This window comes from Pseudomonas sp. DWP3-1-2 (assembly GCF_049896285.1).
Classification (GTDB): Bacteria; Pseudomonadota; Gammaproteobacteria; order Pseudomonadales; family Pseudomonadaceae; genus Aquipseudomonas.
In genome coordinates, this window is record NZ_JAFCTZ010000001.1 from 187,541 (window position 1) to 208,323 (window position 20,783).

General features: G+C 58.1%; 23 protein-coding genes. 18 read left to right on the forward strand and 5 right to left on the reverse strand.

What is annotated here, in order from left to right:
* Nucleotides 1–3 precede the first annotated feature (3 nt).
* The 9 genes from ACP7B0_RS00890 (at nt 4) to ACP7B0_RS00930 (ending at nt 7,370) form a co-directional block, all read left to right on the forward strand.
* Nucleotides 4–366 carry an STAS domain-containing protein gene (locus ACP7B0_RS00890; RefSeq protein WP_426139016.1) on the forward strand — a complete coding sequence of 121 codons (363 nt, stop codon included), beginning with the start codon at nt 4–6 and terminating at the stop codon, nt 364–366.
* Entirely contained in the window at nt 363–767 is a 405-nt protein-coding gene (locus tag ACP7B0_RS00895; RefSeq protein ID WP_426139017.1) for an anti-sigma regulatory factor, read from the forward strand. Before ACP7B0_RS00890 ends, ACP7B0_RS00895 begins: the two co-directional genes overlap by 4 nt.
* Nucleotides 758–1,774: an ATP-binding SpoIIE family protein phosphatase gene (locus tag ACP7B0_RS00900; RefSeq protein WP_426139018.1), complete on the forward strand. Its 1,017-nt coding sequence runs from the start codon at nt 758–760 to the stop codon at nt 1,772–1,774. Before ACP7B0_RS00895 ends, ACP7B0_RS00900 begins: the two co-directional genes overlap by 10 nt.
* On the forward strand, nt 1,767–2,642 hold the full coding sequence (locus ACP7B0_RS00905) for a sensor histidine kinase (RefSeq protein ID WP_426139019.1): 876 nt from the start codon (nt 1,767–1,769) through the stop codon (nt 2,640–2,642). Before ACP7B0_RS00900 ends, ACP7B0_RS00905 begins: the two co-directional genes overlap by 8 nt.
* Nucleotides 2,632–4,587: a response regulator gene (locus ACP7B0_RS00910; protein ID WP_426139020.1), complete on the forward strand. Its 1,956-nt coding sequence runs from the start codon at nt 2,632–2,634 to the stop codon at nt 4,585–4,587. The genes ACP7B0_RS00905 and ACP7B0_RS00910 overlap by 11 nt, the downstream gene beginning before the upstream one ends.
* Before the next feature lie 562 nt (nt 4,588–5,149).
* Nucleotides 5,150–5,473, forward strand: a complete 324-nt coding sequence (locus tag ACP7B0_RS00915; RefSeq protein WP_426139021.1) for a hypothetical protein — start codon at nt 5,150–5,152, stop codon at nt 5,471–5,473.
* Nucleotides 5,474–5,695: 222 nt separating this feature from the next.
* A complete protein-coding gene (locus ACP7B0_RS00920) occupies nt 5,696–6,679 on the forward strand; it encodes a zinc-dependent alcohol dehydrogenase family protein (protein ID WP_426139022.1) in 984 nt (327 codons plus the stop codon).
* Nucleotides 6,680–6,824: 145 nt separating this feature from the next.
* A complete protein-coding gene (locus ACP7B0_RS00925) occupies nt 6,825–7,079 on the forward strand; it encodes a hypothetical protein (RefSeq protein WP_426139023.1) in 255 nt (84 codons plus the stop codon).
* A 3-nt stretch (nt 7,080–7,082) separates the two neighbouring features.
* The gene (locus tag ACP7B0_RS00930) at nt 7,083–7,370 is read left to right on the forward strand and encodes an Hsp20/alpha crystallin family protein (RefSeq protein WP_426140035.1); all 288 of its coding nucleotides are present in this window, start codon (nt 7,083–7,085) and stop codon (nt 7,368–7,370) included.
* 93 nt (nt 7,371–7,463) lie between these two features.
* On the opposite strand, the gene ACP7B0_RS00935 is transcribed toward ACP7B0_RS00930, so the two are convergent.
* Complete coding sequence (locus ACP7B0_RS00935) at nt 7,464–7,892, reverse strand: potassium channel family protein (protein WP_426139024.1); 429 nt, start codon at nt 7,890–7,892, stop codon at nt 7,464–7,466.
* Between the two features lie 224 nt (nt 7,893–8,116).
* Here ACP7B0_RS00935 and ACP7B0_RS00940 point away from each other — a divergent pair, with 224 nt between their 5' ends.
* The gene (locus tag ACP7B0_RS00940) at nt 8,117–9,109 is read left to right on the forward strand and encodes a universal stress protein (RefSeq protein ID WP_426139025.1); all 993 of its coding nucleotides are present in this window, start codon (nt 8,117–8,119) and stop codon (nt 9,107–9,109) included.
* Here the strand turns inward: ACP7B0_RS00940 and fnr are convergent.
* Nucleotides 9,051–9,800 carry a fumarate/nitrate reduction transcriptional regulator Fnr gene (gene fnr, locus ACP7B0_RS00945; protein ID WP_426139026.1) on the reverse strand — a complete coding sequence of 250 codons (750 nt, stop codon included), beginning with the start codon at nt 9,798–9,800 and terminating at the stop codon, nt 9,051–9,053. The two genes, ACP7B0_RS00940 and fnr, sit on opposite strands and share 59 nt — an antisense overlap.
* 374 nt (nt 9,801–10,174) lie before the next feature.
* Here fnr and ACP7B0_RS00950 point away from each other — a divergent pair, with 374 nt between their 5' ends.
* The gene (locus ACP7B0_RS00950; RefSeq protein WP_426139028.1) at nt 10,175–11,098 is read left to right on the forward strand and encodes a universal stress protein; all 924 of its coding nucleotides are present in this window, start codon (nt 10,175–10,177) and stop codon (nt 11,096–11,098) included.
* A gap of 60 nt (nt 11,099–11,158) precedes the next feature.
* Here the strand turns inward: ACP7B0_RS00950 and ACP7B0_RS00955 are convergent, their stop codons facing one another.
* The gene (locus ACP7B0_RS00955) at nt 11,159–11,707 is read right to left on the reverse strand and encodes a GNAT family N-acetyltransferase (RefSeq protein WP_426139029.1); all 549 of its coding nucleotides are present in this window, start codon (nt 11,705–11,707) and stop codon (nt 11,159–11,161) included.
* Between the two features lie 324 nt (nt 11,708–12,031).
* Here ACP7B0_RS00955 and ACP7B0_RS00960 point away from each other — a divergent pair, with 324 nt between their 5' ends.
* The 3 genes from ACP7B0_RS00960 to ACP7B0_RS00970 all read left to right on the forward strand — a co-directional run bounded on the left by ACP7B0_RS00960 (nt 12,032) and on the right by ACP7B0_RS00970 (nt 14,459).
* Entirely contained in the window at nt 12,032–12,550 is a 519-nt protein-coding gene (locus ACP7B0_RS00960; protein ID WP_426139031.1) for a chalcone isomerase family protein, read from the forward strand.
* A gap of 55 nt (nt 12,551–12,605) precedes the next feature.
* Nucleotides 12,606–13,127 (forward strand): DUF3833 domain-containing protein, encoded by a 522-nt coding sequence (locus ACP7B0_RS00965; RefSeq protein ID WP_426139032.1) that lies wholly within the window; start codon nt 12,606–12,608, stop codon nt 13,125–13,127.
* A gap of 141 nt (nt 13,128–13,268) precedes the next feature.
* Complete coding sequence (locus ACP7B0_RS00970) at nt 13,269–14,459, forward strand: MFS transporter (protein ID WP_426139033.1); 1,191 nt, start codon at nt 13,269–13,271, stop codon at nt 14,457–14,459.
* Between the two features lie 24 nt (nt 14,460–14,483).
* On the opposite strand, the gene ACP7B0_RS00975 is transcribed toward ACP7B0_RS00970, so the two are convergent.
* Complete coding sequence (locus ACP7B0_RS00975) at nt 14,484–15,158, reverse strand: type 1 glutamine amidotransferase domain-containing protein (RefSeq protein WP_426139034.1); 675 nt, start codon at nt 15,156–15,158, stop codon at nt 14,484–14,486.
* Between the two features lie 429 nt (nt 15,159–15,587).
* On the opposite strand from ACP7B0_RS00975, the gene ACP7B0_RS00980 reads away from it, so the two are divergent.
* The 4 genes from ACP7B0_RS00980 to ACP7B0_RS00995 all read left to right on the forward strand — a co-directional run bounded on the left by ACP7B0_RS00980 (nt 15,588) and on the right by ACP7B0_RS00995 (nt 19,786).
* Nucleotides 15,588–16,031 carry a DUF2946 domain-containing protein gene (locus tag ACP7B0_RS00980; RefSeq protein WP_426139035.1) on the forward strand — a complete coding sequence of 148 codons (444 nt, stop codon included), beginning with the start codon at nt 15,588–15,590 and terminating at the stop codon, nt 16,029–16,031.
* Nucleotides 16,032–16,150: 119 nt separating this feature from the next.
* On the forward strand, nt 16,151–18,274 hold the full coding sequence (locus ACP7B0_RS00985; protein WP_426139036.1) for a TonB-dependent copper receptor: 2,124 nt from the start codon (nt 16,151–16,153) through the stop codon (nt 18,272–18,274).
* Nucleotides 18,275–18,410: 136 nt separating this feature from the next.
* On the forward strand, nt 18,411–18,935 hold the full coding sequence (locus ACP7B0_RS00990) for a DUF3087 domain-containing protein (RefSeq protein WP_426139037.1): 525 nt from the start codon (nt 18,411–18,413) through the stop codon (nt 18,933–18,935).
* 179 nt (nt 18,936–19,114) lie between these two features.
* Nucleotides 19,115–19,786 (forward strand): DUF3313 domain-containing protein, encoded by a 672-nt coding sequence (locus ACP7B0_RS00995; protein WP_426139038.1) that lies wholly within the window; start codon nt 19,115–19,117, stop codon nt 19,784–19,786.
* A 64-nt stretch (nt 19,787–19,850) separates the two neighbouring features.
* Here ACP7B0_RS00995 and ACP7B0_RS01000 read toward each other — a convergent pair whose 3' ends face one another.
* Nucleotides 19,851–20,702 carry a CAP domain-containing protein gene (locus ACP7B0_RS01000; protein ID WP_426139039.1) on the reverse strand — a complete coding sequence of 284 codons (852 nt, stop codon included), beginning with the start codon at nt 20,700–20,702 and terminating at the stop codon, nt 19,851–19,853.
* Between the last annotated feature and the right edge of the window lie 81 nt (nt 20,703–20,783).

Genomic DNA, 20,783 nt, shown 5'->3' on the forward strand with positions numbered 1-20,783 from the left:
GCCATGGAACGTATTCCGATTCTGCAGATGGGCGCGTACCTGCTCGTCACGATTCAAGTGGACATGTATGACCAGCTTGCGCTGAACCTGCAGGATGACCTCTCCGAGCTCATCAGCAAGACGTCGGCCCGGGGTGTGCTCATCGACATCTCGGCACTGGATATTGTCGATTCGTTCATCGGCCGCATGATCGGTACGATTTCCGGACTGTCGCGCATCATGGACGCCGAAACCGTGCTGGTGGGCATGCAGCCCGCCGTGGCGATTACGCTCGTCGAACTGGGCATGACCTTGCCGGGGGTGAGTACGGCGCTCAACGTGGAGCGCGGCATGAAATTGCTTCACGAGCGGGCGCCCGCACAATGACCGTGCGAAGCGAGGGTTCCCAGCCTGTGCTGATCGAACAGGATGTGGTGCAGGCGCGTCAGTTGGCGCGCAAGCTCGCTCAGGAGTGCGGCATGCGCTTGATCGACTTGACCAAGATGGTCACGGCGGTCAGTGAGCTGGCGCGCAACACCATGGTGTACGGCGGCGGTGGGCACATGGATTGGCAAATCCTCGACGACGATCTGCGCACGGGGCTGCGCATCACTTTTCGTGACGAAGGCCCAGGCATCCCGGACTTGAAACTGGCCATGACCGATGGCTGGACCTCCGGCAAAGGCATGGGGCTGGGCCTGACCGGCGCCAAGCGGCTGGTGGATGAGTTTGAACTGGACACCGCGCCAGGTGCAGGCACCCGGGTAACGATCACGCGATGGACATGAATCTGCGCAGCAGCCTCACGCAGGTTTTGTTGATTGAAGACAGCAGCCAGGTGGGTCATGCCCGGCGCACCGTCCTGCAGCTTGCCGATACGCTGGGCTTGTCTGAAGTGGATGGGGGACGCGCGGCGTTGGTGACCACGGAGCTGGCCAGCAATCTGCTCAAGCATGCAACACGGGGGGAGCTGCATTTGCGTACCTTCTCTTCCCCGGCGTTGTTCGGCATTGAAGTCGTTGCGGTGGACCGAGGCCCTGGTTTTGATGTCCATCACTGTCTGCAAGACGGCGTTTCCACGGGGGGGACCCAAGGCATCGGGTTGGGGGCCGTTTCCCGTCAGGCTGATGTGTTTGACGTGCATTCCGACGCGCGGGGCTCGGTGGTTCTGGCGCGGTTTTTTCCGCGAGAGCAGTCGATCAAGGATGTCCGGTTCGGTGTCAGCCAGCATTCGCTGCACGATGATCCGGCCTGTGGCGATGTCTGGTCGCTGGCAATCCGGGACGGCTGGATCAGTGCATTGGTCATCGACGGCCTGGGTCATGGTGCCGACGCCGAGCATGCTGCGCGGGAAGGTGAGAAGGCGTTCGCTCGGCAGCCGTTTACTTCGCCGGCCTTCACGCTGGAAGAAATGCACCGCGCCATGCGCGGCACACGAGGCGGCGCGGTCGCGGTTGCCCAATTCGACGGGGTAAACGATTCGTTGCGATTCGTCGGTATCGGCAATATTGGCGCTACCTTGATTGGCGCGGAAAAACCCCGGGGGCTGGCTTCCCACCCCGGCATCGTGGGCCTGCAATTTCGCAAAGCCCAGGCCTTCGATTTTCCCGAGGTCGGTGGCCAATTGCTAATCATGTACAGTGACGGTCTGCAATCGCGGTGGGATCTGCGCGAGTATCCGGGACTGGAGTACCGCCATCCGGCAGTCATCGCGGCTGTCTTGCACCGCGACTATTGCCGGGGGCGTGATGATATGACCGTTTTAGTGATTGTCCTGGAGAATCCCCATGCCTGAGTGGTCCGCCGCTGGCCAGAACGAACTGATCCTTGAGCTTGCCCGTGCGCAAGCCGAGGTCGACGCGCTGCGCGCTGAGCTTGACGAGACCAATCAAGGTGTTCTGGCGCTCTATGCCGAGCTCGACAATCAGGCGGATGAGTTGCGTCAGGCTTCGGATCTGAAAAGTCGTTTCCTGTCCTATATGAGCCATGAGTTCAGGACGCCTCTGGGTTCGATTCTGAGTATTTCCAGCCTGTTGACCGACGAAGTCGATGGGCCGCTGAGCATTGAGCAGCAGAAGCAGGTGGCGTTCGTCAGCAGTGCCGCGCGTGAACTCTCCGACATGGTGGATGACCTTCTGGATCTGGCCAAGATCGAGGCCGGACGCATCACCATCTCGCCCGCGTGGTTTGACATGTTCGATTTGTTCGCCGCCCTGCGTGGCATGTTTCGACCGATCGTCAATATGTCGTCGGTGGACCTTATTTTCGAAGAGCCCGTCGGCTTGCCGCGTCTGTTTACCGATGACAAGAAACTGGGTCAGATCCTGCGCAATTTCATTTCCAACTCCCTGAAGTTCACCCAACGCGGTGAAGTGCGCGTGTCGGCGAGGCTGGAAAACGCCCGGGAAGTGCGCTTTGCGGTCAGTGATACCGGCGTTGGCATACCCGCAGAGATGCTGAGTAAACTGTTCGAAGACTTCACCCAGATCGATTCGCCGCTGCAAAAGCGCTGGCGCGGCACGGGGCTTGGGTTGTCTCTGTGCAAGCGGTTTGCCGAGTTGCTGGGCGGGCGAGTGGGCGTGCAAAGCGAGCCTGGTGTCGGCTCGACTTTTTTCGTGATTATCCCGCTGGCGATTGCCGGGGAGCCTGGCGATGAAGCGTGAAATCCGCCTGCTGATCGTTGATGACAATGCAGCGACTCGCTATGCCTTGCGTCGACGTCTGGAACAGCACGACTTTGTTGTGATCGAGGCCGGCTCCGGCAATGAGGGCCTGGCGTTGATCGCCTCTGAAATCCCGGATGCGCTGATCCTCGACGTCAATCTGCCGGACATGAGCGGTTTCGATATCGTGCGCCTGCTGCGCTCGGAGCGTCGAACCGCTCTGTTGCCCGTGGTGCATGTTTCGGCGGCCTCGATCCAGACGGCGGATATCGTCAACGGTCTTGAAGCGGGCGCTGATGCTTATCTGGTGCATCCGGTGGACGCCGATGTCTTGTTGGCGACACTGCGCACGCTGCTGCGGGTGCGCGACACCGAGCATGCCCTGCGCGACAGCGAGGCGCGTTTCCGGGAGATTTTCGTCAATATTTCCGCCCCGATTGCGGTCATGGACGCCAGTCTCCATGTGCATGAGTGCAACCACGCTTTCGCGCGGCTGATTGAACAGAGCACCGCACGGCACACGATGCTGAATTCCCTAGTGGCGGGGCAGGACGAGATTATCCAGCAACTGCGTGCCGGGCTGCAGGCGGGCGAGCGCTGGAGAGGCACCCTGCTGATGTTGGTCAAAGGCGAGGTGCGTGAAACCGAATGGCAGATATCACCTTATCGAACGCCAGAGCTGAGCCTGGTATTCGTGGAGGACGTCACCGAGCATCGCCAGCGGGAACAGTCGCATCTGCGCCAGCTCGACAGCGTGAACACCCGGCTGGCCCATGAAGTGGCCGAGCGCGCCCGCACCGAAGCACAGTTGTTGCAGGCGCAGAAAATGGACGCCATCGGCAAGCTGACCGGTGGCATTGCCCACGACTTCAATAATCTGCTGACCGGTATCATCACCGGCATCGAGCTGATCAAGAAGCGGACCGACGAAAGTCGTCCCGATAAGGTCAAGCGCTACGCAGATGCGGCCCTGACGTCGGCAATGAGCGCAGCGGCCCTGACTCATCGGTTACTGGCGTTTGCCCGTCAGCAGCCGCTGGATGCCCGGCCCATTGATGTCAACGCACACATCCGCTCTCTTGAAGACCTGCTGCGTCGAACCATTGGCAAGCGCATCACGCTTACCCTGGACCTGTCCTCCAACTCAGCGGTGGCGTTGGTGGACTCCAGCCAGCTGGAAAGCGCGGTGCTCAACCTGGTCATCAATGCCCGGGATGCACTCCCCAGCGGCGGAAGCGTGCAGGTCACGACCTTCGCTGCCCACTCCAAGGGCGATCCCCGGGTTGCAGATGGCGCTTACATCGCCTTGTCGGTCAAGGATGATGGCGTCGGCATCGAGCACAGCGTTATCGACAAGGTATTCGATCCGTTCTTCACCACCAAACCCTTGGGGGAGGGCACAGGGCTTGGGCTGTCGACCATTTATGGGTTCGCCCGGCAGTCCGGTGGCGACGTGCTGATTCGCAGTGTTGCCGGTCACGGCACTGAAGTCACGCTCATGATTCCCGCCGCTGTCGATGTTCTCCCTGCGCCAGCAGAACCCAGCTTGCCGGTCCAGCCAGGTGCCGGGGAGCATATTCTCATTGTCGAGGACACGGCATCGGTGCGCATGTTCGTCAACGAACTGTTGGTGGACAACGGCTATCGCTGCACTCAGACCGGTGACGTCGCCACGGCCCTGTTCATTCTGGAGAATGATCCCTCGGTGGACCTGCTGCTCTCTGACGTGGGCTTGCCCCACATGAACGGCCGGGAGCTGGCTGATCGAGCGCGCGTCTGGCGAGATAATTTGCCGGTGGTGTTCATGACCGGCTATGCGGAAAACGCGATTAATCGCCAAAGCTTTCTGGGGGAGCGCATGGACATGGTCATCAAGCCGTTCAAGCTCAATGTGCTCCTGGAGAAGGTCCGCAAGATGCTCGAAGACTCCACGACCGTTCTCTGACCCGTGCCGCAGACGCGGCGCGGAGGGCAAATCCATGACTGAGCGGTCAGAACAGAAAATATGTAGTGCTCGAAAAAAATCACTACATAGGTGTTGACGCATCAACTTTCGCCTTGCATTATGCAGCTGTCTCCCTGATCGGGAGAGCAGTAAAGGGTGTTCTGACATGCACGACGAGCCGTCGTGGTGTTCCCGGATGTGTGCTGCCCACAAGGCAGATTGATGAGGCTGACCTGGCATGATCGCGTGACTGGATCCGAGATGCTGGCGAGACGTCTTCATGAGGCTTGTGGTTAACAGTGAAGTTAATAGCGTGTCACTGTTAGTTGTCGCCGCTGTTATCGCCTCCTGTATTAATCGTCTAGCGACTTCTCCTCTCGTTGTGGTGCGTATGCGCAGCAGTGTTTCATCAAGGCTACACGCATCTATTCATGGGCCGGATCTGCACGTTGTTTGATAATGAATGTCATGCAAATGCAGCGACACAATTCCACTGGCCGATTGATCATGTGTATTAGCTAACTAATTAAACCCGGTTGACGAGCGGTCAAGGAGCATTCAAATGAATTTGAACAAACAACCCACCATTGATGAACTGGCTCAACTGTTCGCCTCGCGCAAAGACAGCCTTGATAGCCATGTATTGTGGATCAGCAATGAGGGCGATGTTCATATCGAGCCGCTGAATTGCCAGGAAAACGAATTCGGTAAACGCCACCCTGAAATGCGGGCGCGTCTGAGAACTTACCGTCGTGGTCACGGCTATGTTGGCAAGAAAGCCGCCGCTGATAAAGTGTTCATGAACCGGGTTTTGCAAACCCTGAAAAACGAATGGATCGAGACGCAACACCAGTCTGAAGTGCGTATGGTCGATCGTCTCTACTGATCAATAACAAGTCACCCATAACGATTAATAAAAAGCGGTTTCGCTTCTGGCTCCCGGAGATTCTCCGGGAGCTTTTTTTATGGGTTTTTTTAATGCCTTCTTATGGCGCCGAAGTACGCTCGCAAGGGTTGATATTTATCAAACTCCTTGCTGCTGCCGCGCGCTAATCTACCGCTGCCCACTTACCCGGTATCCAGTGAATACCCCTGTAAGGATCGTCTCATGCATGCCATGGTTTTGAATCGCATCGGTACGCCGCTGCAATGGACGCAATTGCCGGACCGCGAGCCTGGGCCGGGGCAGATTCGTCTGAAGGTCACGGCCTGTGGGGTCTGTCGTACAGACCTGCACGTTGTGGAGGGTGAGTTGCCTGACCCACATCTGCCCATCATTCCGGGCCATGAGATCGTGGGCAGGGTAGACGCCATGGGCGCGGGCGTCAGCGGCCTGTCGCTCGGCGAGCGAGTGGGCGTGCCTTGGCTGGGGCATACGTGCGGGGCCTGCGCCTATTGCGCCATGGAGCGGGAAAACCTCTGCGATCAACCTTTGTTTACGGGCTATACGCTGGATGGCGGATTTGCCACCTCGGTTATTGCTCACGCAGATTTTGTTTTCCCGTTGGGCGAGGCGCAAAGCGATGAATCCCTTGCGCCATTGCTGTGTGCCGGGCTCATCGGCTGGCGGGCGTTGCGAATCGGCGGGCCAGGGCAGCGCGTCGGGCTGTATGGCTTTGGCGCTGCGGCTCATATTCTGACGCAGATTGCCCAATGGCAGGGACGTTCGGTCTATGCCTTCACGCGCGTTGCGGATCTGGCGACCCAGAGCTTTGCCCGGCAACTGGGGGTTGAGTGGGCAGGGGACTGTAATCAACTGCCGCCCTGTCCACTGGATGTGGCGATTATCTTTGCGCCCGTGGGAGATCTTGTACCGCTGGCCCTTAAAGCGGTTCGCAAAGGCGGGCGCGTGGTCTGCGCGGGCATTCACATGAGTGACATTCCCGGCTTCCCGTACTCGCTCCTCTGGCAGGAGCGCGAACTGGTGTCGGTTGCCAATCTGACACGCAGCGATGGCCTGGAGTTTTTCCGGCAAGTACCCAGAATGGGCATCATCACCCACACCCATCGCTACCCGTTGACGCAAGCCAATGAAGCCCTTGCGGATCTTCGTGCCGGGCGTTTCGACGGCGCAGCGGTGCTCGTCCCCTGATGGTTTATAGCTGCTGACACGATGTTTGACTTTGATCAAACGTGTCTGCCCCCAGGCGTTGAAAGTACAGCAAGGGAAAGATCCAGGCGCGTGGTTCGCCCGCCCGTCAATCCCTTTCATTTACCTTCTCAGGAGGCAACAGATCATGGCCAATTCGGTAAATAAAGTGCCAGACCCGGATGATGAAAAAAAGCAAGACCGCGACGTGTCCATCGAGGCGGGTAGTTGGCATCCCATTGACCAGCTGCGTCGTCAGTTTGATCATTTATTCCGGGAATTAAACAATCTGCCTTCCATGCTTTCCCGTCGCGGAAAGTTTGAGGTCGATCCTTTCTGGTCAGGCGATTTTTCCGGTGTGCAGTCGCCAGCCGTTGATATCCGCGAAACCGAAAAAAACTAAGAAATCACCGCCGAAGTGCCAGGCGTTGACGAAAAGAACCTGACCGTCAAGATCATTAATGGCAACTTGCAGATCAAAGGCGAAAAGCATGAGGAGAAGGAGGACACGTCAGCCAGTTATCACCTGACTGAACGTCGTTACGGCTATTTCGAAAGAACCTTCAGCCTGCCTAAAGGGGTCGACGCCGACAACATCCAGGCTCGCTTCAACAAAGGCGTACTGTCGGTTACGTTGCCCAAGACGCCCGAGGCCGTGAAACCGGAGAAGAACGTCGATATTGCCACTGATTGAGTACGGGGCGGTGGGCAACAGGGTTGAACCCGGCAGTGGATTCAATGGTACTGCCGGGTTTTTTAACGGTGTTCATGATCCACACGGTCAGGCTCAGTCTTTCCGGTCCCAGTACTTTTGCATCTCGATAAACAGGAACGACGCGGTCCAGGTGATCAATACCAGGCCGGTCAAAGCCTCAAGTCCGGTGAGGTATTTCAGGTGGCCGGAGGGTGATATATCACCGAAACCGATAGTGGTGTACGTGGTGAACGAGAAGTACACCGAGTCCATGAAACTGCCATCGAAACTGCCTTCCAGACGCCCCAGTTCACCGTGGTTGTTCATCAGGTAATAAGCCAGGGCAAATATCCACACTTCGACGGCATGGGCAACCAGTGCCCCCAGCACGCCAACCACCACCCGGAAACGGTGCCACAGGTGGAGTTTTGGCATCAGGATGTTCAATCGCAACAGGCATTCATAGTGAATGATGACCACGGTCGTGACGATCAGCATGTTGATCAGTGTGACAAAAAGCATTGGAAAATCCTGAGGCTGGCAAGCAATGGGGAGACAGGCGCTATAACGCGCTGATGAATATCAGCACTTGTGCCGATTTCCAACGAATTTGTTACGTGGATACCTGTGGTTGAAGAACAAACGGTGTCCGGGCGTAATCCGGTCATCGCTGATTTATATCAAATCGCATCTGAACAGGGGCCGCACCATGGGGTCGTCGCGCACGGTGCAGCAGGAGACTCACGATGCCGCAGATCCAGCGCATATTATTGATCGCATCCTCACAGATGAACAGAACGCCTGCTTTTGAATGTGCCGTGGCGATGGCTGCTAAAAATCGCGCCGTGTTGCACATCGTGACGTTCGATTATCTGGCGGCTGTCGAGATTGTCGGGCTGTTCAGTCAAAAGAGCATGGCGAAGCTGTGCGAAGCCTATCTGCAAACCCATCAGCAATGGCTGGAGCAGGAAGCCGAGCATGAGCGCCACAAGGGCTTGCACGTGCAAACCAGGCTTGTCTGGACGGGGCATGTTGTCGCGGAAATCAACCACTACGCAAACGTGATCAACGCCGACCTGATCATCAAGGACATCCATCATGAGCCGACCATCAAAAGGGTGTTCGCCACGCCTCTGGATTGGCGAATTTTGCGTGATTGTCGCGTACCGGTGTATCTGGTCTCAAGCGCTGGCAAGCCCATGCCGGAAAAGATTCTGGCGCTGGTCAATCTCTATCGGACCCGTGACGAGGATTTGCAATTGAATGACAGCATCATGCACATGGCGTCGCGCCTGGCAGCGCAGTGCCAGGCGCGTCTTCAGGTTTTGTACGTGTACGACTGGACGAGAATCTATGCGTCCAAGCTCACGATGCTGGGTTTGATGCCGATCGAAACCGGATTTGTCGAGGCGCTGGGCGATGCTCATCAGGAAGCCTTTACCTTTCTGAACGACCGCTATGGGATTGCCCTGAACGACCGTCATTTCCTGTCGGGCGATCCCGCCTGCGTGATCGGCGATTTTGCCGCCGATAACGATATTGACGTTCTGGTCATGGGGACCCTCCAGCGCCGCAAGTTGAGCGCCGTGTTGGGTGATACCGCAGAAAAGCTGCTCGGTCATGCGCCGTGCAGTGTGTTGATGATCGACAGCGCTGTCAGGCATATAAAGAGCCGTCCGGCTATGACTGACGATGCCGATTGCAACCCGCTACCAGACCACGCAGCGCATCCAGATTAAGTATTTCCACGGCGCGACCTGAGATCCGCACGATGTTCATTTCCCGCAGCCGGGCGATAGCGCGACAAATGGTCTCCAGGCGCAGCCCCAAATAGGACCCGATGTCCTCACGGCTCATGCGCAGAACGAAGGCGTGTGGCGAATAACCCCGGCTGAGCATCCGGTGGGAAAGATTCAACAGGAAAGCCGCGAAACGTTCATCCGCATTCAGGTTACCCATCAGCAACAGCATTTCGTGATCCCTGACGATTTCGCGACTGAGCAGTTTGTTGAAGTTGCTTTGCAGTGAGGGCAGTTCATGGCTTAAACGTTCCAGCTGGGGAAAGTGAATGGGGCAAACTTCACTGTCTTCAAGTGCGAGTGCATTGCAGGCATGTCTGTTTTCACTGATGGCGTCTATGCCGAGTATTTCCCCGGCCATTTGAAATCCTGTGATTTGCTCGCGGCCATCTTCGGAGGTGATGGTGGTCTTGAAAAATCCGTAACGAATCGCATACAGCGAGCGCAGTGGTTCGCCCGCGTGGTAGAGGGGGGCACCTTTCCTGATCTTGACTCGTTGGGTGACGATAGAGGCCAGACGTTCGACGTCTTCGTTGCTCAACCCAATGGATAGGCACAGGTCGCGGACGCCGCAGTTTGTGCACAGAGTTTTGATCGCCTGAATCGGTATTGGTGATGTCAAAATGCCCATATCGAATCCTCCCTGTGGTTATGCTCACGACCAGTAAGACTAGTTGCGAACCGATGACCCTGAGAAGCAATAGCCAAGTGTTAGATGAACGGGTTTTTTTATGAACTTCATAGGGGAATTGGGTGTGGGGTGAATATTATTTAATTCGTTTGGGTGGGTAACTAAGCGGTTTTTACTTCCATTCAGGTGTTTTTTTCTTGGAATGCAGGTCTTTTTTGTCACTCCGTTAATTTAAAGTATTTCCCGGCGATACACCCTGATCGAGCCTTTGATTTAGATCAAGCGTGCGGTGGCGGTGCGTTGGACACTGCTCTTATAGGCGCTGCCTCATCCTCATCCATGACTCGGCGGCGATCCTCCACAGGAGATATCCGATGTCCGATAAAGAGCGGTTGTTACTGGTGGCCTCGCCGTTGATGCACCGCACACCTGCCTTTGAACGGGCGGCCGCGCTGGCCCACGTCAAAGGCGCGTCGTTACATATTGTCGCGTTCGATTATGTCGAGGGTCTGGCCACGGCGACCATGGTCGATCAGCAAGCGCTGCAGGAAATGCGCGAAGGTTACCTGAGTCGTCATCGACAGTGGCTGGAGGACCAGGCTGAACACATGCGCACCTACGGGGCCAAAACCAACGTGGATGTGACGATCACCGCCGAGGTCTTGTGGGTGCAGCGTCCCCTTGAGGAAATCCTGAACTACGTCCAGGAAATGAACCCATCACTGGTGATCAAGGATCTTGAACATGAATCCCTGTTGACCCGGGCACTGTTTACGACGTTGGATCTGCACCTGCTTCGCGACTGTCCAGCGCCCCTGCACCTGGTGACCAAGCTTCAGCATGGCGTGCCGCGCAAAATCCTCGTGGCGGTGGATGCCTTCCGTACCGACGAGCAAATTGAAGCGCTCAATGACGAGATCATTCAAATTGCCCGAAAACTGGCGCTACAGTGTGACGCGGAGCTGCACCTGCTGTATGCCTACGACTTGTCCCATATTTACTCAGGGCCGGATGGCGGCGGGTTTTCGACGGTCATCGGGCTGGATTCCTATGAAGCACAAGGTAAGGCATTTTCCCGGCTCGCCGACGATTTTGGTGTGCCCGCCGAGTCACGTCACTTCATCATGGGGGCACCCGCCAAGGTGATTGAAGCCTTCGCCAAGGCTCACGATATCGATGTGATCGTCATGGGGACCGTCAGTCGTCGAGGCAGTCGTCGCCTGTTGGGCAGCACTACCGAGCAGGTGGCCTATCACATGCCGAGCAGCCTGCTGGCGGTGCGTGGTTCTTCCGTGTGATACCGGGTCTGGCGCGACGCTCCCGTGAGGAAAGTCGCGTCTTGATCGGCATCGGCGCTGCTAAAGGCGTAGCGTATAGACAACCTGCGTCATGTCCAAAGGGTCGGCATGGGTTTCAAACCCCAGATCCCGGGCAAGGCGGTGCATATCGGTATTGTTGGCGGAGTCGACCGATATCATCTTTTCAAAGCCATTATTGCGTGCCGCTGCGATCAAGTGATCCATGAGCAGTCGGCCCAGCCCGCGACCTTGCCACTCATCTGCCACCACTACGGCACATTCACAGGTTTTGTCGCCCTCTGCGGCTGCATAACGGCTGACACCAATTTCTATCAATTCGCCGCCTTCCATATAGAGCGCTACATAAGCCATGCGCTTTTGATAATCGACATCCATCAGTTGATCGAGCAGCGCCTCACCCGGTTCGTTCAGGGTGCAGAGAAACCGGAAATGCCGTGTCTGCGGCGAGAGCCGTTTGATGAACTGAAACTCCCGCTCCCTATCATTGGCCTGTAAGGGCCTGATCTGAACCTTGGTGTTATCGGTCAGCGTGTCGGTCCATTGAGTGAGGTCCGGGGCAGCCGTTTGAACGTGGGAATTCTTTGTCATTGGATTCTCCCTGATGAGCATCGCAGTGGTGAGATCACAACAAGTTTTACGCCGGGTCCCGGAGCGACTTCTGATCCAGATCAATACTGTGCCCGGCGTCCGTCGGTGCCGGTGTCGGTGCGGCACAGTGCGAGGATGCGTGCCTGATGGCCCATCAAGACGGGTCGATGTATTCAGGTGCCTGAATAAAGTTAACTTAAGGTTGTACAAATAATGATTTTTCGTATAAGTTTTAACCTTCAGAGTCAGCAGCAGGGTGTTGCAGTGGTCCCTTGGCCTTGCACCCGGCTGCTGACTCTTTTTTTTGCGACAGTGAGGCGGGCAATGACACGACGCTGGCTGTGGATATTGTTATTGGCGAGCACCACAACCCTGGCGGCGGGTTGGCGGGAAGCGGTGCCGAATGCCCAGATCGTCGGCAGCGGCGATTTTCGTCTGTATGGTTTTCGCATCTACACCGCCCGGATGTGGAGCACGAACAGGCCTTTGCAAGCCGACAAACCGTTCGCGCTTGAACTGACCTATCACCGATCCATCTCCCGCGAGGATCTGGTCGACGCCAGTATCGACGAGATCAAGCGCACCTCCGGCGCACAGGTCACTGACGCGCAGTTGACGACATGGCGTGCGCAGATGGAGCGCTCGTTTGTCGACGTCAAAGAGGGCACAAAAATAGTCGGCGTAAGTTTGCCAGGACGCGAAGCACGTTTTTATGTGGGCAATAAGCTGCACCATGTGATCGCTGATCCTGTATTTGCCAAGGCATTCTTTGATATCTGGCTGGCCCCCGATACCCGTAATTCCGACCTGCGTAATAAGTTGCTGGGTGCGGCCGGGCCGTGAGCAGCACATCCGATAACGGCTGAGCAGCACATCCGATAAATAGAAGGAATACGGCATGTTGAAAACAATCGCGTTGCTCCTGTGCATAGGGCTGGCTGGTTGCAGCAGCGAGCAGGTCAGCCAATACAGCCAGGAAACGCCCAAGCTTGACCTGCGCGACTATTTCACCGGCCAGGTTTTAGCGTCAGGGATATTCCAGAAGCGCTCGGGGGAAGTCGCCAAGCGCTTTCATGTGGTGATCAATGGCCACAGCGATGGCGAAAAGCTGATTCTGGATGAGGCCTTCACTTACAGCGACGGCACCCGGCAAACCCGCGTGTGGACGCTGGTGCCCACCGGGCAGGGTCAGTGGAAAGGTACCGCGAGTGATGTGGTAGGGGAGGCATTTGGTGAGGTCTCCGGCAATGCATTCCACTGGAATTACGTGCTGAATCTGCCGGTGGACGGCACCACGTATGAAGTGCGCTTTGATGACTGGATGTACATGCTGGATGACAAGACCCTGGCCAATCGCTCGTACATGAGCAAGCTGGGAGTAGAGTTGGGACAGGTGACGCTGTTCTTTCGCAAGCAATAGGCGCTAATGCGCCCATCTTCCAGATGATGGGCTGACAGTGGAAACATTTTCCACGCGATGCATCCAACCCCTCGGTACTATTGTCGGCCCGCGCCATGCGCCGGGCCACTATCACGCCGTATGTTCAACCGGGGACGTAGCATGACCGAGCCTGATTCACCTTCTCTCAACGGTTTCTTCATGGTCGCCTGCGCCTTGCTGATTACTATGATCGGGACCACGTTACCCACGCCGCTTTATGTGTATTACCAGCAGCAGATGGGCTTCGGTGAAACCTGGGTCACGTTGATTTTCGCCATTTACGCTTTGGGGGTCATTGTCGCCTTGCTGGCGGTGGGCAGTTGGTCGGACCAGATCGGGCGGCGCCCTATGCTGTTTGCCGGCCTGGTGATGGGCGCGATCAGCGCGGTGATTTTCCTGCTGTGCGATTCCATTGGCGGTCTGCTGCTGGGGCGGCTTTTTTCCGGTTTCTCTGCCGGGATCATGACGGGCACCGCCACGGTGGCGATTATCGAATTGGCCCCCAAAACCTGGAGCAAGCGCGCTACGTTAATTGCCACCGCCGCCAACATGTTCGGCTTGGGCCTGGGGCCTTTGCTGGCAGGGTTGACGTCTCAGTACTTGCCGCAGCCCTTGCATCTGGTGTTCTGGTTGCACCTGGCGTGTCTGGCGGTGGCGCTGCTGGGCGTCATGCTGACCCCGGAGACTGTCGAGCGTGCAGCAGTACCGCGCCTGCGGGTCATGCGGCCGTCGATTCCATCCGGCGTGCGCGCCCTGTTCATCCCGGCGGCAATTGCCGGCATGGCGGGATTCAGCGTCGCCGGGCTGTTCACCAGCATGGTGCCGTCCATCATGCGCCAAGTGATGGGGCAATCCGACGGGGTGGTGATCGGGGCCGTGGTGGGCTCTTTTTTCGCCGCCTCGGTGCTGGGTCAGGCGGCCTTGCAATGGCTGCCCGCGCGGGCGCACATGACCATGGGGTGCGCGGGGTTGATCCTGGGCATGGTGATGTTGGGTCTGAGCATTGCGACGCAGCAGCCAGGCCTGCTGATGCTGGCCGGTGCCCTGGCGGGGATAGGACAAGGCATGGTGTTCCGCGCCGGTATGGCGGCGGTGACTGCCGCCAGCCCTGCGCACCACAAGGCAGCGGTGAGCTCTGCACTGTTCGTGGTGTTTTATTTTTCTATGTCGCTGCCGGTCATTGCCGTGGGGATCAGCGTACCGGTGTTCGGTCTGCGGCATGTGGGGGAGTTGTTCAGCGCCATCGTCGCAGTCGTTGCGGTGCTGGCGATGTTGAGTATGAAACGGGCCCAGGCGGTGTCTACCACCTGAGCCGGTCGTCGGGGCTTTTGGTTATCACAGACGCTTGATCAATGCCTGAGCAGTCGCTTCTGAAGAAGACGGATTCTGTCCAGTGATCAGCAGGCCGTCTTCAACCACATAGCTGGCCCAGTCCGCAGCCTTGGAATAGTCGCCGCCGTTGGCCTTCAGCATGTCTTCAACCAGAAACGGTACGACATCGGTCAAGCCGACCGCTTCTTCTTCGGTGTTGGTAAAGCCAGTGACCTGTTTGCCTTTGACCAGGGGTTGGCCATCGGCACCCTTGACGTGACGCAATACGCCGGGAGCGTGGCAAACCGCAGCCACCGGCTTGCCGGCGGCCTGGAAAGCTTCGATCAGGGCAATGGAGTGCTGATCTTCGGCCAGGTCCCACAGTGGACCATGGCCACCGGGATAGAACACGGCATCAAAATCACTGGCGCTGACGTCTTGCAGCAACAGGGTATTGGCCAGTGCAGCCTGAGCGTCGGGGTCGTTGCGAAAGCGTTCGGTGGCTTCGGTTTGTGCGTCCGGCTCGTCGCTTTTCGGGTCCAGAGGCGGTTGGCCGCCTTTGGGTGAGGCCAGTGTCAGCTGTGCGCCGGCATCCTTGAAGGTGAAGTAGGGGGCTGCGAATTCCTCCAGCCAGAAACCGGTTTTCTTGCCGGTATCGCCCAACTTATCGTGAGAAGTGAGGACCATCAGGATTTTCATGTGCAGGCATCTCTTCGTGGGGGGCGCAACGTGCATTGCGCGCCGGTGGTAAACAGTCAACACGTATTCTGAAAGCGCCCGGGCGCAGACGTTCAACCGCTATTAGCTGCCTTCAACGACGGGTCATTGACTCTGGCCGCGTTCCCACGTTTGATCGTTACCGATGGCATTAAGCGCTTTTCGCGGCGGCCGGTACTTGGAAATCCGGGAAAGTTCCCGGCTGCGCGCTTTTGTCGCAAGGCAGGCTACAGCCCTTGGCAGTCGTTGCTTTACGCGGATTCAACGGGCTGAATGCTTGCCAGGCTTGCCTTCGGTCAATGTTGAGTCTGTAGCAGCGGTGTTACATTTCGCGGCCATGAAAGTCCCCCAAATCCATCGATATCCTTGTGTCAGGACCCGTTGCTGCGCGGTCCCTGGCGACGGGCGCGCATGGCATTGCCGAAAAGGGCGCTGCGCTTGATCAGGCGCGGACCTTCAAGGCGCATCCCGCACAGCATCGGCGCCTGGTTGGGCATGTTCGCCATGCTGATGATATTCATCGGCCCGCTGATTTCCCAGGGCGCGAGCATGGCTCGTGGTATGGGCGCGCCGATGACGATGGCCCCTGGCATGGCCTGCGACGACATGCCGGAGATGGCGCAGCCTTCCAAAACGCCCTCATCCGGCGGCCATCATGAGCTGATCATCTGGGAAAAGTGCGGATATTGCTCGCTGCTGTTCCAGCATCCGCCGCTGACTGAATCCAACCTGGCTTTCGCCCCGCTGGGCATCGCGCCCACGACATTTCTGGCGAGCTTCTTCACCCCGGTGCAAGTCACCGCGCCTGTGTTTCCAGGCGCCCGGAGCCGTGCGCCGCCGTTCCTGTCCTGCTGATCGTCGCTGTTATCCGCTGCTGAACAACCAGAAATCGACCTCGGGCCGGCGCATGTCCGTTCGTGTTGAGTTTGAGGTTGTGTTGGCGGCCATCACCTGACTTTTCATCGGATATATGTATGTACTCGACACAGAACGAGATCGTCTTTCAACTGGATGTGCCGCGTCTGCGCTGGCGTCACGCTTTTGGCATGTTTCTGGGCCTGGCATTGCCGGGATTTGCCCTTGCTGCCCCCATTGACAGTGAACCGGCGCCGGAAGCGCTGGGCTTGTCGCCTGTGGTGATCACGGCCGTGCAACAGAGCTCCCCGCTGACCATTGTCACCAACCCCAAAGAAGCCCGTCAGCCGGTGCCCGCCAGCGATGGCACTGATTACCTGAAGACGATCCCCGGCTTTTCGGCCATTCGCAGCGGCGGCTCCAACAGCGACCCGGTGCTGCGTGGCATGTTCGGCTCACGCTTGAACCTGCGTACCAATGGCGGCCTGATGCTGGGGGCGTGCCCGTCGCGCATGGATGCTCCCAGCTCCTACATCGCCCCGGAGACGTTCGACAAACTCACGGTGATCAAAGGGCCGCAAAGCGTGCAGTGGGGGCCGGGAGCTTCGGCGGGGACAGTGCTGTTCGAGCGCGGTCCCGAGCATTTCGGTGAACTGGGCAGCCGTCTTGATGGCAGTGTGCTGGTGGGCTCCAACGGCCGATTCGACAAGGTCCTCGACGGTGCAGTGGGCGGGCCGCAAGGTTACCTGCGCATGGTGGGCAATCAGTCCCGGGCCGATGACTACGAGGATGGCGGCGGCGCCACCGTGCCGTCGCGATGGGACAAGTGGAACACCGACATTGCCCTGGGCTGGACGCCGGATGCCGATACGCTGCTTGAATTCACCGCAGGCAAGGGCAATGGCGAGGCGCGCTTGGGTGGCCGGGGCATGGACAGCTCGCAACTGGCGCGGGAAAGCCTTGGGCTGCGCTTTGAAAAGCGCAACATGGGCGGCGTGCTGGACAAGCTCGAGGCGCAGGTTTACTACAACTATGCCGACCACATCATGGACAATTTTCGGCTGCGCACACCCGATCCCAGCAGCATGATGAGCATGCCCATGGCCTCCCAGGTGGATCGCCGCACGGTCGGTACTCGTCTGGCCACCACCTGGAAATGGGCCGATGTGGAGCTGGTGACCGGGGTCGATGCCATGCGCAGCGAACACCGCAAACGCAATTCCACCTACAACATGATGTCCGGCTTCTACACCGACGCCGATGAGTTCGCCTGGAACACCGATGCGGTGGAGCATGATTACGGAGGCTTTGCCGAGATGACCTGGTTTGCCGCCGAGCGCACCCGCGTCGTCAGCGGTGCACGTCTGGATCGCGCTTCGGCCAAGGATTACCGTCAGACCATCACCCGTATGTCCATGAGCACAGCCAACCCCACTGCCGGTGACACCAGAGCCGAGACGCTGCCCAGCGGTTTTGCCCGCTATGAGTACGACCTGGCGGATTCGCCCACCACCCTGTATGCGGGCATCGGCCATGTGCAGCGCTTTCCGGATTATTGGGAACTGTTTTCCCCCAACAGCGGGCCGACTGGCACCCGCAACGCCTTCGAAGGCCTCAAGCCCGAGAAAACCACTCAACTGGACTTCGGCGTGCAGTACAACGGTGACGATCTGCAGGCGTGGGCTTCCGGCTATGTGGGCCAGGTGCGGGACTTCATTGTGTTCGACTACAGCACCAACATGATGGGCTCCACCACGTCCCAGGCGTCCAACGTGGATGCACGGATCATGGGCGGTGAATTGGGCGTTGCCTATCGCCTGGATGATCACTGGAAAACCGACGCGACATTGGCTTATGCCTGGGGCAAGAACAGCTCGGACGGTCAGGCGCTGCCGCAGATGCCGCCACTGGAGGGCAAACTCGGTCTGACCTACGAACGTGACCTTTGGAGCGCGGGTGCATTGTGGCGCTTGGTGACGCAGCAAAATCGTGTGGCCGAAGGGCAGGGCAATGTGGTCGGCCAGGACTTTGGCAAAAGTGCCGGATTTGGCGTGTTGTCGCTTAATGGTAGCTACAGGCTGAGCAAAAAGCTGAAGGTCAGTGCCGGCGTGGACAACGTGCTGGACAAGAACTACACCGAGCACCTGAATCTTGCCGGGGACGCCGGTTTTGGTTTCGCCGCTGACCGGGCACTCAATGAGCCGGGGCGTACCTTGTGGACCAAGGTGGACTTCAGTTTCTAGGCAACAATCCCTGATGTTTCGGCATCTTCACTGACCGGCGACATGGGGCATGCGGGGCATCAGGTATGTAATGCGCTGTCTAGCGTTGATAATGCCCCCATGCCACCTCGCCCAACCACCACGGAATTCACCGCGTATGTTCGAAATCAAACCCATGGATCCACACCTCTACCGAACTCAGACACGGCGCAGCACGTTGATCATTGCCGTGGTGTTTGCCGTGTCGGCTCTGGTGCTTTCCAGCCTCGCGGTGCAGCTGTTCGGAGTGCCCGGTGGCGATAATTTCAGACTCAACCTGGCCGGGGTCATCGTCGCGTTGCTGCTGATGATCGCCCTGGTGCGTTTCATTTTCTGGTCTCAACCCTGGATGGCGCCCGCAGTCTATAGCTGGCAGCTCAAGCGCAGCCTGATGAGCATCACCAACGTCATGCACCACATCAATCACGGCGTAGCGGCCAATGATCCGTCGGCCATGAAACTCCTGCGTTTCTACCATCTGGCCCTCGCACAGATGCATCTGCTGGACGGCAACACCGGCGCCCACAGTGAATTGCTCAGAGACAGCGAACAACACAAGGACCGCATGACAGCCCTGGCGATGGACACCGAGCAAAATCGCCTGGACCCGGCGTGGCTTGAAGCGGTCAAGCGATATCACTGAGGCTGCAATCGGCGGGCAGGCTTTTACGCAGGGCTGGGCCGATCAGGCCGTCAAGCCATCGAATAGCACCTGGAGCCGGGCACTTTTTTCTCGGAGGCGTGCTGTGCTCTTTTTCTCGGCTATACCTAATCGGTGATTTGAGGCTTTCGCCAACCCACGCCCACTCAAGGAGCGAGTCTATGATACGTGCACTTAAAATGAGTTCGTTGTGGCTGCTGGTCCTGTCAGCTGCGGGATGCTCCAGTTCGTTGATCAGCCCGGATGAATATTCCGGGTTTTTGAAGGATTACAGCCAGCTCAAGCAGGAAAAATCACCCTCCGGCGCTGATGTCATGCGCTGGGTCGACCCTAAGCTGAATCTTGGCAAGTACACCAGTGTGTACATCGAGCCCAGCCAGTTTTATCCGAAGCCTCAGGGCACGGACAAAATCCCTCAAAGCACTCTGCAAGGCATCACCGTCTATTACGATCAGGCGCTGAAACGTGAAATAAGCAAGTCCTTGCCGATTGCCGCCTCCCCAGGTCCCGGCACACTCATCGTTCGGCCGGCTATCACTGCGGTCACTCGCAAGACCGAGGGCCTCAAACCCTATGAGGTGATCCCGGTGGCACTGGTTGCCGCTGCGGTCAGTACGGCATCAGGGATTCGCGATCAGGAAACGACCATTGCCACCGAGGCAGCGTTTATCGACGCCGACAACCATAAAGTGATCGCGCAAGTGGTGCGCAAAGGATCGGGTCAGCCGCTGGAGAGCGCATCGCAGGTCATGCAACCTTCGGATGTCAAAGCGGTGCTCGATGGCTGGGCCTCGGACCTGCATCAGTCCTATCTGCGGTTGAAGGGCAAGTAATGGGTAAAGATATCTTCGAGGCAAGGCGGTGCCAGAGCACCGCAATAGCCTCGACAGGTATCAATTACTGGCTGCCGAACATCGCCGTCCAATAGATGCCGGCATCACTTTTCGGGTCCACGGCATAGGCCGCGCCCAGGTCCCGGTAGGCGGGATTCATCAGATTGGCGCAGTGGCCGGGGCTTGCCAGCCAGCCATCCACGACTTTGCGTACGGAATCCTGCCCGGCAGCAATGTTCTCGCCGATCAGTTGCCCGACGTAACCGCCCAATTCGGCCCGGTCTCCAGGGGTGCGACCGTCGCGGTCGATATGATCGAAAAAGTTATTGTTGGCCATCGCCCGACTATGGTTCAGGGCGGTGCTGCCCAAGGTCGCATTCCAGGTGAGGGGAGGGGCGACGCCGTAGGGCTGGCCACCGCACTGGCGCGGTTGGGTGCGAGCCCGGTTGATGATCTCCAGCAACTTCTGCCCCTCGGTCTGCCAGTCGCCCAGGCGCGCCGCCAACAAAGGACGCGCCAGTACGATGCGCCAGTCCCGACCCTCTCGGCTCACGCCGATATCGACAAATTGCGGGTCCAGCACCACCTGACAGAAGCTTTCGAGCACCACATTCATGGCGGCTTGGGCATCCCGGGGTCCGGACAGGCTGATGGCCTGCACGTTGACCATGGGGTAAGTGGCCCGGGCAAGCGCCTGCTGAAGGTCGCCAACGCTGTTGCCGGACAGCACCAGGCGCGGATCGCTCACCAGCGGCGGCAACTCCAGCGACACCTGATCCGCGCAGCGCTGCGCCTGACTGCGATAGGCGTTGATCGAATCAACCAGTTGGGTTTCTTCGCTTGCGACTGCGGTGACGGCAAACAACAGCCCGAGTGAAAAAGATGCCAGGCGCATCGCGGATGACATGAATCCCATGAAACTCTCCCTTGAGCTGAGTGCGCCTATCATGCGCAATTTTTCCGCTTCAGACACAAAGGGATTTCACTCAAGGTAAAA

Coding starts and splice junctions, on each gene's coding strand:
- ACP7B0_RS00955 (WP_426139029.1), bottom strand. CDS start 11,707: ATGACAAAGAATTCCCACGTTCAAACGGCTGCCCCGGACCTCACTCAA.
- ACP7B0_RS00995 (WP_426139038.1), top strand. CDS start 19,115: ATGATACGTGCACTTAAAATGAGTTCGTTGTGGCTGCTGGTCCTGTCA.
- fnr (WP_426139026.1), bottom strand. CDS start 9,800: ATGGGCATTTTGACATCACCAATACCGATTCAGGCGATCAAAACTCTG.
- ACP7B0_RS00990 (WP_426139037.1), top strand. CDS start 18,411: ATGTTCGAAATCAAACCCATGGATCCACACCTCTACCGAACTCAGACA.
- ACP7B0_RS00975 (WP_426139034.1), bottom strand. CDS start 15,158: ATGAAAATCCTGATGGTCCTCACTTCTCACGATAAGTTGGGCGATACC.
- ACP7B0_RS00925 (WP_426139023.1), top strand. CDS start 6,825: ATGGCCAATTCGGTAAATAAAGTGCCAGACCCGGATGATGAAAAAAAG.
- ACP7B0_RS01000 (WP_426139039.1), bottom strand. CDS start 20,702: ATGGGATTCATGTCATCCGCGATGCGCCTGGCATCTTTTTCACTCGGG.
- ACP7B0_RS00915 (WP_426139021.1), top strand. CDS start 5,150: ATGAATTTGAACAAACAACCCACCATTGATGAACTGGCTCAACTGTTC.
- ACP7B0_RS00900 (WP_426139018.1), top strand. CDS start 758: ATGGACATGAATCTGCGCAGCAGCCTCACGCAGGTTTTGTTGATTGAA.
- ACP7B0_RS00985 (WP_426139036.1), top strand. CDS start 16,151: ATGTACTCGACACAGAACGAGATCGTCTTTCAACTGGATGTGCCGCGT.
- ACP7B0_RS00960 (WP_426139031.1), top strand. CDS start 12,032: ATGACACGACGCTGGCTGTGGATATTGTTATTGGCGAGCACCACAACC.
- ACP7B0_RS00890 (WP_426139016.1), top strand. CDS start 4: ATGGAACGTATTCCGATTCTGCAGATGGGCGCGTACCTGCTCGTCACG.
- ACP7B0_RS00910 (WP_426139020.1), top strand. CDS start 2,632: ATGAAGCGTGAAATCCGCCTGCTGATCGTTGATGACAATGCAGCGACT.
- ACP7B0_RS00895 (WP_426139017.1), top strand. CDS start 363: ATGACCGTGCGAAGCGAGGGTTCCCAGCCTGTGCTGATCGAACAGGAT.
- ACP7B0_RS00965 (WP_426139032.1), top strand. CDS start 12,606: ATGTTGAAAACAATCGCGTTGCTCCTGTGCATAGGGCTGGCTGGTTGC.
- ACP7B0_RS00980 (WP_426139035.1), top strand. CDS start 15,588: ATGGCATTGCCGAAAAGGGCGCTGCGCTTGATCAGGCGCGGACCTTCA.
- ACP7B0_RS00935 (WP_426139024.1), bottom strand. CDS start 7,892: ATGCTTTTTGTCACACTGATCAACATGCTGATCGTCACGACCGTGGTC.
- ACP7B0_RS00920 (WP_426139022.1), top strand. CDS start 5,696: ATGCATGCCATGGTTTTGAATCGCATCGGTACGCCGCTGCAATGGACG.
- ACP7B0_RS00950 (WP_426139028.1), top strand. CDS start 10,175: ATGTCCGATAAAGAGCGGTTGTTACTGGTGGCCTCGCCGTTGATGCAC.
- ACP7B0_RS00940 (WP_426139025.1), top strand. CDS start 8,117: ATGCCGCAGATCCAGCGCATATTATTGATCGCATCCTCACAGATGAAC.
- ACP7B0_RS00970 (WP_426139033.1), top strand. CDS start 13,269: ATGACCGAGCCTGATTCACCTTCTCTCAACGGTTTCTTCATGGTCGCC.
- ACP7B0_RS00905 (WP_426139019.1), top strand. CDS start 1,767: ATGCCTGAGTGGTCCGCCGCTGGCCAGAACGAACTGATCCTTGAGCTT.